The 13,230-nt window shown below is 61.1% G+C and carries 15 protein-coding genes; 7 read left to right on the top strand and 8 right to left on the bottom strand.

Annotation, left to right across the window (positions count from 1 at the left end; all coding sequences use genetic code 11):
* Positions 1-356: 356 nt before the first annotated feature.
* A complete protein-coding gene (locus tag QMK55_RS12385) occupies positions 357-617 on the bottom strand; it encodes an accessory factor UbiK family protein (protein ID WP_320329265.1) in 261 nt (86 codons plus the stop codon).
* Between the two features lie 413 nt (positions 618-1,030).
* Between QMK55_RS12385 and glnK the strand changes: the two genes are divergently transcribed.
* The 4 genes from glnK (at position 1,031) to sutA (ending at position 3,814) form a co-directional block, all read left to right on the top strand.
* Entirely contained in the window at positions 1,031-1,369 is a 339-nt protein-coding gene (gene glnK / locus QMK55_RS12380) for a P-II family nitrogen regulator (RefSeq protein WP_002555808.1), read from the top strand.
* Positions 1,370-1,406: 37 nt separating this feature from the next.
* A complete protein-coding gene (locus QMK55_RS12375) occupies positions 1,407-2,744 on the top strand; it encodes an ammonium transporter (RefSeq protein ID WP_102354795.1) in 1,338 nt (445 codons plus the stop codon).
* 215 nt (positions 2,745-2,959) lie between these two features.
* Complete coding sequence (locus tag QMK55_RS12370; protein WP_034152034.1) at positions 2,960-3,385, top strand: secondary thiamine-phosphate synthase enzyme YjbQ; 426 nt, start codon at positions 2,960-2,962, stop codon at positions 3,383-3,385.
* Positions 3,386-3,487: 102 nt separating this feature from the next.
* Positions 3,488-3,814 (top strand): transcriptional regulator SutA, encoded by a 327-nt coding sequence (gene sutA, locus QMK55_RS12365; RefSeq protein WP_007920420.1) that lies wholly within the window; start codon positions 3,488-3,490, stop codon positions 3,812-3,814.
* A gap of 234 nt (positions 3,815-4,048) precedes the next feature.
* Here sutA and QMK55_RS12360 read toward each other — a convergent pair whose 3' ends face one another.
* Genes QMK55_RS12360 through lptM form a run of 6 tightly spaced genes read right to left on the bottom strand, consistent with a single transcriptional unit; the run spans position 4,049 to position 8,658 of the window.
* Positions 4,049-4,756, bottom strand: a complete 708-nt coding sequence (locus QMK55_RS12360) for an HAD-IA family hydrolase (protein ID WP_320329264.1) — start codon at positions 4,754-4,756, stop codon at positions 4,049-4,051.
* Positions 4,756-5,652 carry a tyrosine recombinase XerC gene (xerC, locus tag QMK55_RS12355; protein ID WP_102354798.1) on the bottom strand — a complete coding sequence of 299 codons (897 nt, stop codon included), beginning with the start codon at positions 5,650-5,652 and terminating at the stop codon, positions 4,756-4,758. The genes QMK55_RS12360 and xerC overlap by 1 nt, the downstream gene beginning before the upstream one ends.
* 2 nt (positions 5,653-5,654) lie before the next feature.
* Positions 5,655-6,380 (bottom strand): DUF484 family protein, encoded by a 726-nt coding sequence (locus tag QMK55_RS12350; RefSeq protein WP_102354799.1) that lies wholly within the window; start codon positions 6,378-6,380, stop codon positions 5,655-5,657.
* Between the two features lie 13 nt (positions 6,381-6,393).
* Positions 6,394-7,224, bottom strand: a complete 831-nt coding sequence (gene dapF, locus QMK55_RS12345) for a diaminopimelate epimerase (protein ID WP_102354800.1) — start codon at positions 7,222-7,224, stop codon at positions 6,394-6,396.
* A 3-nt stretch (positions 7,225-7,227) separates the two neighbouring features.
* Positions 7,228-8,475, bottom strand: coding sequence for a diaminopimelate decarboxylase (gene lysA, locus QMK55_RS12340; RefSeq protein ID WP_320329263.1), 1,248 nt, complete (start codon positions 8,473-8,475; stop codon positions 7,228-7,230).
* A gap of 9 nt (positions 8,476-8,484) precedes the next feature.
* The gene (lptM, locus tag QMK55_RS12335; protein WP_007911098.1) at positions 8,485-8,658 is read right to left on the bottom strand and encodes an LPS translocon maturation chaperone LptM; all 174 of its coding nucleotides are present in this window, start codon (positions 8,656-8,658) and stop codon (positions 8,485-8,487) included.
* Between the two features lie 319 nt (positions 8,659-8,977).
* On the opposite strand from lptM, the gene cyaY reads away from it, so the two are divergent.
* The 3 genes from cyaY to rnk all read left to right on the top strand — a co-directional run bounded on the left by cyaY (position 8,978) and on the right by rnk (position 10,197).
* Positions 8,978-9,304: an iron donor protein CyaY gene (cyaY, locus tag QMK55_RS12330; protein WP_102354802.1), complete on the top strand. Its 327-nt coding sequence runs from the start codon at positions 8,978-8,980 to the stop codon at positions 9,302-9,304.
* A gap of 2 nt (positions 9,305-9,306) precedes the next feature.
* Complete coding sequence (locus tag QMK55_RS12325; protein ID WP_102354803.1) at positions 9,307-9,522, top strand: DUF1289 domain-containing protein; 216 nt, start codon at positions 9,307-9,309, stop codon at positions 9,520-9,522.
* 255 nt (positions 9,523-9,777) lie between these two features.
* Positions 9,778-10,197: a nucleoside diphosphate kinase regulator gene (rnk, locus tag QMK55_RS12320; protein WP_038359156.1), complete on the top strand. Its 420-nt coding sequence runs from the start codon at positions 9,778-9,780 to the stop codon at positions 10,195-10,197.
* A 7-nt stretch (positions 10,198-10,204) separates the two neighbouring features.
* On the opposite strand, the gene QMK55_RS12315 is transcribed toward rnk, so the two are convergent.
* Positions 10,205-13,048, bottom strand: coding sequence for a class I adenylate cyclase (locus tag QMK55_RS12315; RefSeq protein ID WP_102354804.1), 2,844 nt, complete (start codon positions 13,046-13,048; stop codon positions 10,205-10,207).
* Between the last annotated feature and the right edge of the window lie 182 nt (positions 13,049-13,230).

Below are 13,230 nucleotides of genomic sequence, written 5' to 3'. Positions count from 1 at the left end.
AAGATTTCATGTTCCTCGACACGGTGTGAGACCCGTGCCGGTGTTTTTTTGGGGAACTCACACCCGGCCGCCTTAGCAGACACACTCACGTGTAGTCCCGAAGATGTTCGCACGCCGGAAAGTACATCGGCGGTTTGGCCCCACGCAAGGAGGGCCAAAATATGTCTAAGTTTCTTAAACATATGTGGCGCCTCGTCAGGATCGCGTTATGGGCTTATCGCCTGTACGAGTTTCTGCGAGACCGTTGGAGTAATTCGTAGTAGAGGATTGATCTGACGGAAGCCGCTCTTGCCTCGGCAGGAGCGGTTTAATTTCTACCAGCAAAATGAAGGTATTTCTGCGCAGGACTTGCAGTCCTACTCGGCCGCCGGCGTCAGCTTCGCTTCAAGCTCCGCCACCTTTGCTTCAAGGCTTTCAAGGCGAGCACGAGTACGCGCCAGGACAACCATCTGGCTATCGAATTCTTCCCGGCTCACCAGGTCGAGTTTGCTGAAGGCGCTTTGCAGCAGCATCTTCAACTGGCTTTCGATTTCGGCTTTCGGCAGCGGGGTGTCGCCGCTGAAAAGGCGGGAGGCGGTGTCGCTCAGGGCGTCGAGGAAGTCTTTGGGCGCGAGCATGGAATGTGTCCTGTAAACAGTGGCGGGCAGTGTATCACGCAGTGTCTATAGTCATTGACGCAGGCACGAGTGCACGCTTTTCGCGCAAGCGGACGGACGGCGACGCACCGTTGTTGTGCGTAACCGTCGGGGCTTTTTTGCGCAAGCGCCTGCGGCAGCGGCCAAAGGATTGAAATCAGAGGAATTTGGCGAGATGGCAAGCTTTCTGCTTAGTCGGTAGTGACCCATGCACTGATGCAGTCGCTGTGACGAATGCAGTGCGGCAGGCGGAGCGGGGAGTTTCGTCAGCAGCGGTTAGCTGGCGTCAGTCGGGCAGCTAAGGCCGACGATGCGTTACAAAGCCAGGCACTGCGCTTAGACTTGAGTCGGGTTTGTTTTCCTGGGGCAAGTCCACCAATTCGGGAGAGAGTTTCATGAAGCTAGTCACTGCCATCATCAAGCCGTTCAAGTTGGACGACGTGCGCGAGTCGCTGTCCGAAATCGGCGTGCAGGGCATTACCGTTACTGAAGTCAAAGGCTTCGGCCGGCAGAAGGGTCACACCGAGCTGTATCGCGGGGCGGAGTATGTGGTCGATTTTCTGCCCAAGGTGAAAATCGACGTGGCCATCGACGACAAGGATCTGGATCGGGTTATCGAGGCGATAACCAAGGCTGCCAACACCGGCAAGATCGGTGACGGCAAGATCTTCGTGGTCAATCTGGAACAGGCGATTCGCATCCGTACCGGCGAAACCGATACCGACGCGATCTAAACGCCGCCACAAACCCAACGCCCCAGGAGAAAACAATATGACTCTGCGTAAATTCGCAGGGCTAGGCGCCCTGTTGTCCATCGTAATGCCCGGCCTGGCTATGGCGGCAGATCCGGTGGCGCCTCCAGTCCTCAATTCCGGCGATACCGCCTGGATGCTGACCTCCACAGCCCTCGTGCTGTTCATGACTATTCCGGGCCTCGCGCTGTTCTACGGCGGCATGGTGCGGTCGAAAAACATTCTTTCGGTGATGATGCAGTGCTTTGCCATTACTGGCCTGGTCACCATCCTGTGGTTCCTTTATGGCTACAGCATGGCGTTCGACACCACCGGGATGGAAGCCAACGTCGTCAACCTGAACTCCTTCGTCGGCAGCTTTGCCAAGGCCTTCCTTGCGGGCGTTACGCCTGCCAGCATTACCGGCCCGGCAGCGCTGTTCCCTGAAGCGGTGTTCGTCACTTATCAAATGACCTTCGCCATCATCACCCCGGCGCTGATCGTCGGTGCCTTCGCCGAGCGCATGAAGTTCTCCGCGATGCTGGTGTTCATGGGCGTCTGGTTCACCCTGGTCTATGCACCGATTGCGCACATGGTCTGGAGTGGTCCGGGTTCGTTGCTGGGTGACTGGGGCGTGCTCGATTTCGCGGGCGGCACCGTGGTCCACATCAACGCTGGTGTCGCCGGTCTGGTGGCGTGCCTGGTACTGGGCAAGCGCAAAGGCTTTCCGACCACCCCGATGGCTCCGCACAACCTCGGTTATACCCTGATGGGCGCGGCGATGCTGTGGGTCGGCTGGTTCGGCTTCAACGCAGGTTCCGCCGCAGCGGCCAACGGCACCGCCGGCATGGCGATGCTGGTCACCCAGATCGCTACCGCTGCCGCGGCACTGGGCTGGATGTTCGCCGAGTGGATCACCCACGGCAAACCTAGCGCACTGGGCATCGCCTCGGGCGTGGTTGCAGGTCTGGTGGCAATTACGCCGGCAGCCGGTACCGTGGGCCCGATGGGTTCGCTGATCATTGGCCTGGCGGCCGGTGTGGTGTGCTTCTTCTGCGCCACTACGCTCAAACGCAAACTCGGTTACGACGACTCCCTGGATGCCTTTGGCGTGCACGGTATCGGCGGTATCCTCGGCGCGATCCTCACCGGTGTGTTCGCCGCACCGGCCCTGGGCGGCTTCGGCACCGTGACCGATATCGCATCGCAAGTGTGGATTCAGTGCAAAGGCGTCGGCTTCACGGTGATCTACACCGCGATCGTCACCTTCATCATCCTTAAGGTACTGGACGTGGTCATGGGCCTGCGTGCCACTGAGGAAGAAGAAGCAGTGGGTCTGGACCTGGCACAACACAACGAACGCGGCTACAACCTGTAAGTACCCGCATTAAAAAACTTGCCCGGCTTGCCGGGCATTTTTTTGTCTGGGATTTGTCATTGAAGTACAGGCTGAAAGGATTTTTCGTACGGCTTTGGTCGTGTTTACGACGGGCGTTTTTCTGCGGCCAATCGCTTACATCATTGCGGGAATATTAGGGTCTTTGTTTTTTCCCTGAGCGCGCTAGAATGCGCCCCGAACGTGCGGAGAACTGTATGTGGCAACAGACTCTGATAACCCTGCGGGCACGGCCCCGGGGCTTTCATCTGGTAACGGACGAGTTACTCGCCGGCCTGCCTGAACTCAGGGCGTGCCGGGTCGGTCTGTTGCATTTGTGGCTGCAGCATACCTCGGCGTCGTTGACCATCAACGAGAACGCCGATCCGGCGGTCCGTCGCGACTTCGAACGATTTTTCAATCGTCTGATCCCACAAGGAACAGACGGCTATGAGCATAACGACGAAGGCCTGGACGACCTCCCGGCGCACTTCAAGGCCAGCGTGCTTGGCTGCCAGATCAGCTTGCCGGTATCGGCGGGTCGCCTGGCTCTGGGAACCTGGCAAGGCGTTTATCTGGGCGAGCATCGTGATCATGGCGGTGCTCGAAAAGTCCTTGCCACCTTGCACGGTGAAGGGGCGTAAACCGTTGGTCACCAATGGTTACTGATTTTTTAACGGCGACTTTCGACAGTTGCCAAAGCTGGTCTATAACTAATCTGCTTTTCGCAAGTCATGAGGTAGAACATGAGCGACGATGATCTGGAAAACGACGACCTCGAAGTAGGCGACGAAGACGAGGCCGAGGAAGGCTTGGAAGCAGCAGCGGAAGACGTTGCTGACGACGATGGCGGTGACGATACGCCGGCCCCGGCTGCCAAAGGCAAAGCCAAGGCTGCGGTGTCGGTAGACGAGTTGCCGAGCATTGAAGCCAAGAACAAGGAACGCGACGCCCTGGCCAAGGCCATGGAAGAGTTCTTGTCGCGCGGCGGAAAAGTGCAGGAAGTGGAGGCCAATGTGGTCGCCGATCCTCCGAAGAAGCCGGACAACAAGTACGGCAGCCGCCCTATCTGAGGCGTGCCGCTTGCTTGCTGAAAAAGCCCGCCGTCGCTGCGGGCTTTTTCATGCCTTTAGAAAATGCACGACCCGCTGCGGTCACTGTGGCGAGGGGATTTATCCCCGATCGGTTGCGCAGCAGCCGTGAAGTCAGATTGCGTGGAGTGTCAGGACTTTCGGGTTTGCTGCATCTGGGGCCGCTTCGCAGCCCATCGGGGATAAATCCCCTCGCCACAAAAAGGCGGTTTTGTGTCAGGCGGAAGTGGCATTCCAGCGCGCAAGCACCGCCGGCAAATCGCTCAGGCTGCGGATTTCGGCATCCGGCAAACGATCCGCTTCCCAGACCTTACCCGCCGGGTTGAACCAGATCGCCCGCAACCCGGCCTGCTGCGCCCCGGCAATGTCATCACCCGGATGATCACCGATATGCACGGCGGTTTCGGCCGTGGCGCCACCGCGCTGCAAGGCTTCATGAAACAGTCGCGCATCCGGTTTGGCGATGCCGATATCTTCCGCGCACAACGCAAACTTGAAGTAATCCGCCAGGCCCAATCGACGCACATCGGCATTGCCATTGGTGACTACGCCAAGCGAGTAATGATTGGCGAGAATCTCCAGCACCGGCTCGACCTCGGGGAACACCTCGATCTGGTGCCGTGCATGCAGAAACACTTCAAAGCTCTTGTCCGCCAGATCCGAGGCTTCGCGGTGGGCGTACCCGGCCTCCTCCAATGCGTGGAACAGCACCCGCCGACGCAATGCGCTGATGCGGTGCTTGAGGCCTGGTTCACTGGCCAGCACCCGCTCGCGAATTGCCCACAAATGCTCCACCGGCACCGCGCCCAGGTTCGGCGCATGTTCGCTCAGCCATTCGCGCAATATCGCTTCGGCGCTGACGATCACCGGGGCGGTGTCCCACAGGGTGTCGTCGAGGTCGAAGGTGATCAACTGGATGTTCATTAATCGTCGCCTTTGCTGCGTTTGGCCCGTGGGTGGGCGCTGTCGTAGACCGCCGCCAGGTGCTGGAAGTCCAGGTGGGTGTAGATCTGCGTGGTCTTGATGTCCGAGTGGCCGAGCAGTTCCTGCACCGCGCGCAGGTCCTGCGAGGATTCCAGCAAGTGGCTGGCGAAAGAATGCCGCAGCATGTGCGGGTGCAGGTTTTGCCCAAGCTCGCGTTCGCCGGCCAGTTTCACCCGCACCTGAATCGCTCGCGGGCCGAGGCGCCGACCTTGCTGGCTGACGAACACGGCGTCGTCCGCCGGGTTGGTCATGGCGCGCAGCGGCAACCATTGCTCGATCGCTTCGCGGGCCTTTTTGCCTACCGGCAACAGTCGGGTCTTGCTGCCCTTGCCGAGCACCTGGACCATGCCGTCAGCAAGGTCGAGCTGATCGAGGTTGAGCCCGGTCAGCTCGGAAAGACGCAGGCCCGAGGAGTAGAACAGCTCCAGAATGGCCTGATCACGCCGCGCCAGAAAGTCGTCCTCGACCGCACCTTCAAGCAGTTGCAATGCACGGTCGGTGTCGAGGGTTTTCGGCAGGCGACGTTCGCCTTTCGGCGGCGCCAGGCCAGTGGCCGGGTCGTGGTCGCACAGGCCTTCGCGATTGAGGTAGTGATAGAGCCCGCGCACCGCCGAGAGCAATCGGGCCAGGCTGCGCGAAGACTGACCCTGCGCATGCAGACGGGCGATCAGGCTGCGCAGGCGCTGGATGTCCAGCGCGGCCCAACTGTCGATGTTCTGTTTGAGGCACCAGCCGAGGACTTTATCGAGGTCGCGGCGGTAGGCCGAAAGGGTGTGCGGCGACACCTGTCGCTCACTGCGCAGGTGTTCGCAGTAAGCGTCCAGTTGTCGTTCCATGCTCAGCGTACCGAGCGCAGGGAGCTGTTGACCCGTGGCAGCACGCGGCCCATGACTTCGGCGATGTAGCTGAGGAACAGCGTGCCGACCGAACTCTTGTAGTGCTGCGGATCGCGGCTGGCGATCGCCAGAATGCCGTGGATGCCTTGATGGCTGACGGCGACCACTGCGGTGGAACCGATCTGCTTGCGCTGCTCTTCGCCGAACAGGAAGTCCAGCTCATGTTCACGCAGCGTGCCGCTGACGCTTTTGCCTTCGGTGAGCAAGCCGCCGATAGCGGTTTGCGCGTCGGCGTGAGTCACCCAGCGGCCGACCGGTGCCGGGTTGTCGCCGAGCAGGATCAGGCTGACAAAAGGCACCTGGAAGTCCTGGCGCAGGCTGTCTTCGACGCTGATCACCACGTCTTCGAGGCTGGCGGCGTCCATCAGCGCCAGGATCAGGCGGCGGGTCTTGTCGAACAGGCGATCATTATCGCGGGCCACGTCCATCAACTGCGAGAGGCGGTGGCGCATCTCGATATTGCGGTCGCGCAGGATAGTCATCTGTCGTTCGACCAGCGACACGGTGTCGCCGCGTTGATGAGGAATGCGCAGGGCGGGCAGCAGTTCTTCGTGCTCGACGAAGAAGTCCGGATGAGCCTCCAGGTACGCGGCAACCGCTGCCGCCTCCAGGCTCTCGGACGCTGATTCGTCGGACTGTCGGGCGGGTACCTGAGGCTTATCGGTCATGGTTTCTGCTCACTCAAAGACGCACTTGTCCTTCGTATACACGCACTGCCGGACCGGTCATCAGCACCGGTTGGCCAGGGCCTGCCCATTCAATGGACAGACGCCCGCCGGGCAGGTCGATCAACAGCGGCGAATCCATCCACCCCTGGCTGATTGCCGCGACAGCCGCGGCGCAGGCGCCGGTGCCGCAGGCCTGGGTTTCCCCGGCGCCGCGCTCCCACACGCGCAGTTGCGCGCGGTTACGGTCGATGACCTGGATGAAACCGACATTGACCCGCGCCGGGAAGCGCGGATGGTGTTCGATTTTCGGCCCCAGTTCATGTACCGGTGCGTTGTTGATGTCCTGCACGCGCAGCACGGCGTGTGGGTTGCCCATCGACACGGCGGCCAGTTCGACCGTGGTGCCGTCGACTTCCAGCTGGTAGCTGGAAGCCTGCGCTGGTGCTTCGAACGGAATGTCCGCCGGCACCAGGCGCGGGGCGCCCATATTGACGCCGATCTGGCCGTCGTTACGCACGTCCAGCTCGATGATGCCGCCCTTGGTCTCGACGCGGATCTGCCGTTTGGCGGTCAGGCGCTTGTCGAGCACAAAGCGTGCGAAGCAGCGCGCACCGTTGCCGCACTGCTCGACTTCCGAGCCATCGGAATTGAAGATCCGATAACGAAAATCCACGTCCGGGTTGCTTGGCGCTTCGACGATCAGCAACTGGTCGAAACCGATACCGGTGTGCCGGTCGCCCCATTGCTTGGCGTGCTTGGGCTGAATATGCGCGTGCTGGCTGACCAGGTCGAGAACCATGAAGTCATTGCCCAAGCCGTGCATTTTAGTAAAACGCAGCAGCATGGGTTACTCCGGCAGCAGGCTTTCGCCGGCAAACAGCTCGGCCACGGTTTCGCGGCGGCGCACTTCAAATACCTGATCACCGTCTACCAACACTTCAGCGGCACGGCCACGAGTGTTGTAGTTGGAACTCATGACGAAACCGTAGGCACCGGCCGAATGCACGGCCAACAGATCGCCTTCTTCCAGAGCCAGTTCACGGTCCTTGGCCAGGAAATCACCGGTTTCGCAGATCGGGCCAACCACGTCGTACGGGCGCGCTGCGGTGTCGCGCGGTTTGACTGCGGTGACATCCATCCAGGCCTGATAGAGCGCCGGACGGATCAGGTCGTTCATCGCCGCGTCGACGATGGCGAAATCCTTGTGTTCGGTGTGCTTGAGGTACTCGACCTGAGTCAGCAGCACACCGGCGTTGGCGACGATGAAGCGGCCCGGTTCGAACACCAGCGCCAGATCACGCCCGTTCAGACGCTCGCGCACAGCCTTGACGTAGTCGCCGGCCAGTGGCGGCTCTTCATCGCGATAACGCACGCCCAGGCCACCACCGAGATCGATGTGGCGCAGGTGGATGCCGCAATCGCCGAGGCGGTCGACCAGATCCAGCAGGCGGTCGAGGGCATCGAGGAACGGCGGCAGGGTGGTCAGTTGCGAGCCGATGTGGCAGTCGACGCCGATCACTTCCAGGTTCGGCAGGTGCGCGGCACGCACGTACACGTCTTCGGCGTCGGCAATGGCGATGCCGAACTTGTTCTCTTTGAGACCGGTGGAAATGTACGGATGGGTGCCGGCGTCGACGTCCGGGTTCACGCGCAGCGAGATCGGCGCACGAACGCCCAGCTCGGCGGCGACCACTTGCAGGCGCTCCAGCTCGTCGGTGGATTCGACGTTGAAGCAGTGCACGCCGACTTCCAGCGCGCGACGCATGTCGTCACGGGTCTTGCCGACGCCGGAGAACACGATCTTGTCGGCGCCGCCGCCAGCGGCCAGCACACGTTCCAGCTCGCCACGGGACACGATGTCGAAACCGGCGCCGAGACGGGCCAGGACATTCAGCACGCCGAGGTTGGAGTTGGCCTTGACCGCATAGCAGACCAGGTGAGGCATGCCGGCCAAGGCATCGGCGTAGGCCAGATACTGAGCTTCGATGTGCGCGCGCGAGTAGACATAGGTGGGCGTGCCGAAACGGTCGGCGATGGCGGACAGCGCCACACCTTCCGCGAACAGCTCCCCGCCACGGTAGTTAAAAGCGTCCATGGCGATCCCTTATTGGTAAACGTCGTGCTTGTGAGCTTTGGACGGCTGCTTTTGCGAAGACTGGGCTTGCTCGGCCGGGTCCTGATCGTCATCCGGCAGGTACAGCGGGCCTTTTTGACCACAGGCCGAAACGAGGCAGGCAACCGCGACGAGCGCAGCAAGGGAAGAGATCAGGCGCTTCATGGCGAAATCCTTGAAAATGCGTTAATTGCGCCGGAGTATACCGGCCACCCGGCAGCTTGCCTATGCGAGGGGGTTCCCGTCCGGCGGGGCTTGTCCGGATGCGCACAAATCCCCGTGGGAGCGAGCCTGCTCGCGAAGAGGGCGGCAGGTTCAACAGGCTCGCTGCCTGATACACCGCTTTCGCGAGCAGGCTCGCTCCCACAGGGTTCGGTGTTGGATGGGCCAATCGGCCCTTGGTCGTTATCCTTTGCAATCGGCCGGCAGCGTCCGTATCTTGCGGCGCTTGAGCCTGAGCAGACATTTTTTTGAGGTTGCCACAATGAGTTTGTCCGAAGCGCGTTTCCACGATCTGGTCGATGCCACCCAGCAGGCGTTGGAAGAGTTGCTGGAGGATCATGCCGACGATATCGAGATCACGGCCGGCATGATGACCATCAAGTTCGATAACGGCAGCCAGCTGATCATCAGCCGCCAGGAGCCGCTGCGTCAGCTGTGGCTGGCGGCGCGTTCCGGTGGGTTCCATTTTGACTACGACGAAGAGTCGGGCAAGTGGAGCTGCGAGAAGTCCGCAGAATTGCTCGGTGAAGTGTTGGCTCGCTGTGTTCAGGATCAGGCGGACCTCAAGCTGGACTTCGAAGAGATCTGATCGTGACCGAGGTTGCCCCGCGCCCACCCAAGCCGCTTTACAGCAACGTCAGCCCGGCGGTGCCTTCGCCGTGCACCGGCGTGTGCCGGCTGGATGAGCAGAAGGTTTGCCTTGGCTGCGCGCGACATGTCGAAGACATTCGTGAATGGCGCTCGGCGGATGATGAGCGACGGCGGGTGATCGTTGCCCAGGCTACTGCCCGCAGATCCTTGGCCTAGGGATGTTGTGGTGAGGGGATTTATCCCCGATAGACTGCGCAGCAGACTCAAAAGCCTGGGGCCGCTGCGCGACCCATCGGGGATATATCCCCTCGTCACAGAGGTTGCGTGGTGTCGGGGTGGGTGACTTGTATATTTTTTGAGCTGTGATAGTGTCGGAACACGCCTCAACCCATCGAGGCCCGGTGAAAACCCCGTCTTTTTTGGCGGGGTTTTGCTTTTTTTGTGTGCAGAAGAAAGGAGTCTGCCCGGATCATGACCGCACCTTCCATCACCCTTACCCGTCTGGACGTGCAACGTCTGGAGCGCCTGATCGACAACCTGAACGAGAAAGACCAGGCTGCGCCGGGCGTGATCGCGCTGCAAACCGAGCTGGATCGCGCCGACACCGTGGTCGGCCACGATGAGGTGCCCGCCGATGTCGTGACGATGAATTCCCGTGTGCATTGCCGCGAAGAGGGCAGTGGCAAGGATTACCACCTGACGCTGGTGTATCCCAAGGATGCCAACGCCGATGAAGGCAAGATCTCGATCCTGGCGCCGGTCGGCAGCGCATTGTTGGGCCTGAAGGTCGGTCAGCACATCGACTGGCCGGCCCCAGGTGGCAAGACCCTGAAACTGACGTTGCTGGAAGTCGAATCGCAGCCGGCCAACGGCGGTGATTTCCGCGAGTAACCCCGCCTCAGACCTGTTCGAGCGCCTCGTTCAGGGCGCGCTCCAGGTCGGCCTTGTAGCGCAGATACAAATTGCTTGAACTCTGACCATCACCGAGCAGGCCCGACAAGTCCAGGTCGGTGATGTAGCAGCGATAGCGCTCGGTCTCGCGGCGCTGCTCGATGATCTCCCGGGCGACCACATGAAACAGCTGGTCGCCATGTTCCAGCTCGCTGAATTCCCGTTGATTGCAATACAGGGTGACCTGCACCTCTGCCGGTGCGGCCTTGCCGATGATCGCCTGTACGTCGTAGAACGGTTTGTTGACCGGGGTCTGCGGCGCCGGCCGTGCCTCGACCCGGCGCGCGCGTCCCGGTCCTGAGGGCAACAACTGGTAATACAAAGTCTCGAGACTGATCGCCGGGCTGCCGTCCATCGGCAACAGCGCTTCACGCCGGTACTGAATCGATTGCAGGAAGCGTTGCAGCGGCACCAGCAGGCTCTGCTCGTCGTGATACGGCAGACGCTGCTGCCACAGTGCGTTGAACTCATCCAGCACGTACAGCTCGGCCTGTTGCTCGGTAATCCGGTAGAACACCTGAATCGATTCCGGCTGCCCCATCGGCAGGATCAGCGCCAGGTCGTGTTCTTCCAGTGCCATCGGGTCCAGGTGCAGCGGGCTGTAACGTGCCTGTTCTTCGCCGAGGTAATCAAGCAGTGCCGGCAATGTCGCGAGGGCAACGTGATTGACCTGTCCCGGCACCAGTTCCAGCACGTGATAGTGCTGTTGCACCTGAATCAGATAGCGATGGTTCAGCTCACTGAGCAGCAGGTTTTGCGCGGTATCGACGATCTCTTCGACGCGGCGGGCAATGAACTGCGCACGGTTGTGGCAGAAGCAACGTACCTTCAATGATGGTTGCTGCGGGCCGCGTGGCAGGTTGTTAAGGTAGTCGCGCAGGCAGTCGAGCAACGCATGGGGGCCGTCAAAGCGGTTGACCAGAACTTCGTTCCAGCTGTTGAGCGTGACCTGATCGAGGGTCAGCACGAGGTTTTCCCGGACCCCGGCGTAACTCAGCGAGTCGGTGCGCTCGGTGGTCATCAGGATGTTCAGGTCGCGGTGATGCTTGAGCGGGTCGACGCCGACGTTGACCAGCATCAGCACTTCGCTCGGCACGGCGGCGCGCAGCAATGGCTCTTCGGCGACTGTGGGCAAGGGCAGGGCGATGCACTGTTGCAGGCTGCCGAGCAGGTTGAACAGTTCGAACTCGCTCAGGTCGCTGGTGCCCGGATGCAGGGCCAGACGGGTGCTGCTGTCGATCACGCCGTTGCGATGGCACCAGGTGAGCAGTTCGAGCAGCTCACGGCTGCGCTTGATCGGCGCGAAATGCTCCCACTCCAGCGCGGTCAGGCTGCCGTTGTACAGGCCCCAGTGGGTTTGCCCCGGTTCCTTTTTGTTCGGTGACTGCACCAGCGTCAAGGTGTCTTCGGCCAGATCCGGGGCGATCCCGGGATTGATGAACTCGACCTTGTCGGCCTTGCGCTCGAACGCTGCGTACAGGCGGCGGCCAAGCACGTTCAGGTCGCGCTTGTTGATCAGGCTGACGGTCTGTTCGGTGCGGGCGAACTGGGTCAGGAAGCGATAGCTGTAATTCAGCTCGTTGACCAGCGCGCGGCGTTCGGCGCTGACCTGGCGGACTTTCCATTGGCTGCGACTGTCGAGCAGCGCCAGTTGGCGCTGGTCCCAATGCCATTCGCTGGCCAGACGCTCCAGCAGCGAACGCTGCCAGCCCTGACTGCGGCTGTTGCCGGTGAGCTTGCGGTTGACCTTCAGGTACAGCGCGCGGCGCACCAGCTCCAGGCGCTCTGGTTCGTTGCGCGCAGTGAGGTATTCCTCGATGCGCCGGTACACGACCATGTACGGATCAAGCTCATCGAGATCCAGCTGATTGGCGAACACGGCTTTTTTGAAGCGCAGACTCAGGCATTGCACCTGTGGGTGTTCGCTGGCGTAGACCTCGGTCAGGAGCAGCTTGAGCACCGACTTGTAGGGCGACTCGATGCCCTTGAACAGTTGCCACAGTCCGGCGCCGATGAACTCGCCAGGCGGAATCGTTGCCAGGTGGCCGAGGTCGAGGGTTTCGTCGGCGCGGATGAAGCGCTTGGAAATCAGGGTGTGGGTGTAGAGGTTGTAGGCGCCTTCTTCGTAGACCGGCACCAGCCACCAGATCGGCGTGCGTCCGGCCAGCCAGATCGCCGTGCGGTAAAACTCATCGAGCAGCAGGTAATGCTGGGTGGTGCCGCAGTTCTCGGAACTCAACTGGGTGTCGCGCTCACCTTTGACGAAGCGCACCGGATCGATCAGAAAGAAATGTGCCTCGGCACCCTGACTGGCGGCCCAGGTTTCGAGCAACTGACATTTTTTGCGCAGCTCGGCCAGTTCGCTGTCGGTGAGATCCGGCGCGTGGCAGACCCACACATCCATGTCGCTCTGATCGGCCTGGGCCAGCGTGCCAAGGCTGCCCATCAGGAACAGCCCGTGAATCGGCCGTGGCGGATTGCTGCCGTGGCGTGGCTTGTAGGAGAACGAACGGGTCAGCCGCTGAGCTTCGGCAAGCACGTTGGCGTCCGGCTCGTAGTTGGACAGCCCGGCCGGCGTGCTGCCCGAGACATAACCCGGCAGCAGCGGGTGATTGACGTGGAAAAACAGCGGCAGCAGGGTCAGCACGCCTTGCTGGCGGCTCGACAAGCCTTCAAGTGCACGGCCGAGACGGCCTTCATTGAGTTTGAGAAAACGCGCACGCAACTGGCTGAGTACCTTGCGGTCGATGCCTTCGTCCAGGTCGGGGCGGATTTCATGGGTGCGCGTCATGTCAGCTCAAACCGGCTCGCAGGCTCGGACGAAGAGGGTCTCGGATTGGGAGGCAGTTTAGCCTTTGCGCAGCGGGACTTTTAAGCTGAATTTGTTTTTTGACGTCAGATTTTTAGCGCGAGGCAATCAAGTGGGCCCGCGGAAATCCCGTGGCAGGGGTTCCCGTGGGCAAAGACGGGAAG

Source organism: Pseudomonas sp. P8_229, assembly GCF_034008635.1.
GTDB lineage: Bacteria > Pseudomonadota > Gammaproteobacteria > Pseudomonadales > Pseudomonadaceae > Aquipseudomonas.
The sequence above is the reverse complement of the archived record's forward strand: the minus strand, read 5'-3'. Positions and strand labels throughout refer to the sequence as shown.

What these genes read in the sequence shown, in the direction of transcription:
- lptM (WP_007911098.1), bottom strand. Translation starts at nt 8,658, where the DNA reads ATGAAGCGCCTGATCTCTTCCCTTGCTGCGCTCGTCGCGGTTGCCTGC.
- rnk (WP_038359156.1), top strand. Translation starts at nt 9,778, where the DNA reads ATGACCGCACCTTCCATCACCCTTACCCGTCTGGACGTGCAACGTCTG.
- cyaY (WP_102354802.1), top strand. Translation starts at nt 8,978, where the DNA reads ATGAGTTTGTCCGAAGCGCGTTTCCACGATCTGGTCGATGCCACCCAG.
- lysA (WP_320329263.1), bottom strand. Translation starts at nt 8,475, where the DNA reads ATGGACGCTTTTAACTACCGTGGCGGGGAGCTGTTCGCGGAAGGTGTG.
- QMK55_RS12375 (WP_102354795.1), top strand. Translation starts at nt 1,407, where the DNA reads ATGACTCTGCGTAAATTCGCAGGGCTAGGCGCCCTGTTGTCCATCGTA.
- QMK55_RS12370 (WP_034152034.1), top strand. Translation starts at nt 2,960, where the DNA reads ATGTGGCAACAGACTCTGATAACCCTGCGGGCACGGCCCCGGGGCTTT.
- QMK55_RS12385 (WP_320329265.1), bottom strand. Translation starts at nt 617, where the DNA reads ATGCTCGCGCCCAAAGACTTCCTCGACGCCCTGAGCGACACCGCCTCC.
- QMK55_RS12350 (WP_102354799.1), bottom strand. Translation starts at nt 6,380, where the DNA reads ATGACCGATAAGCCTCAGGTACCCGCCCGACAGTCCGACGAATCAGCG.
- QMK55_RS12360 (WP_320329264.1), bottom strand. Translation starts at nt 4,756, where the DNA reads ATGAACATCCAGTTGATCACCTTCGACCTCGACGACACCCTGTGGGAC.
- QMK55_RS12315 (WP_102354804.1), bottom strand. Translation starts at nt 13,048, where the DNA reads ATGACGCGCACCCATGAAATCCGCCCCGACCTGGACGAAGGCATCGAC.
- dapF (WP_102354800.1), bottom strand. Translation starts at nt 7,224, where the DNA reads ATGCTGCTGCGTTTTACTAAAATGCACGGCTTGGGCAATGACTTCATG.
- xerC (WP_102354798.1), bottom strand. Translation starts at nt 5,652, where the DNA reads ATGGAACGACAACTGGACGCTTACTGCGAACACCTGCGCAGTGAGCGA.
- sutA (WP_007920420.1), top strand. Translation starts at nt 3,488, where the DNA reads ATGAGCGACGATGATCTGGAAAACGACGACCTCGAAGTAGGCGACGAA.
- glnK (WP_002555808.1), top strand. Translation starts at nt 1,031, where the DNA reads ATGAAGCTAGTCACTGCCATCATCAAGCCGTTCAAGTTGGACGACGTG.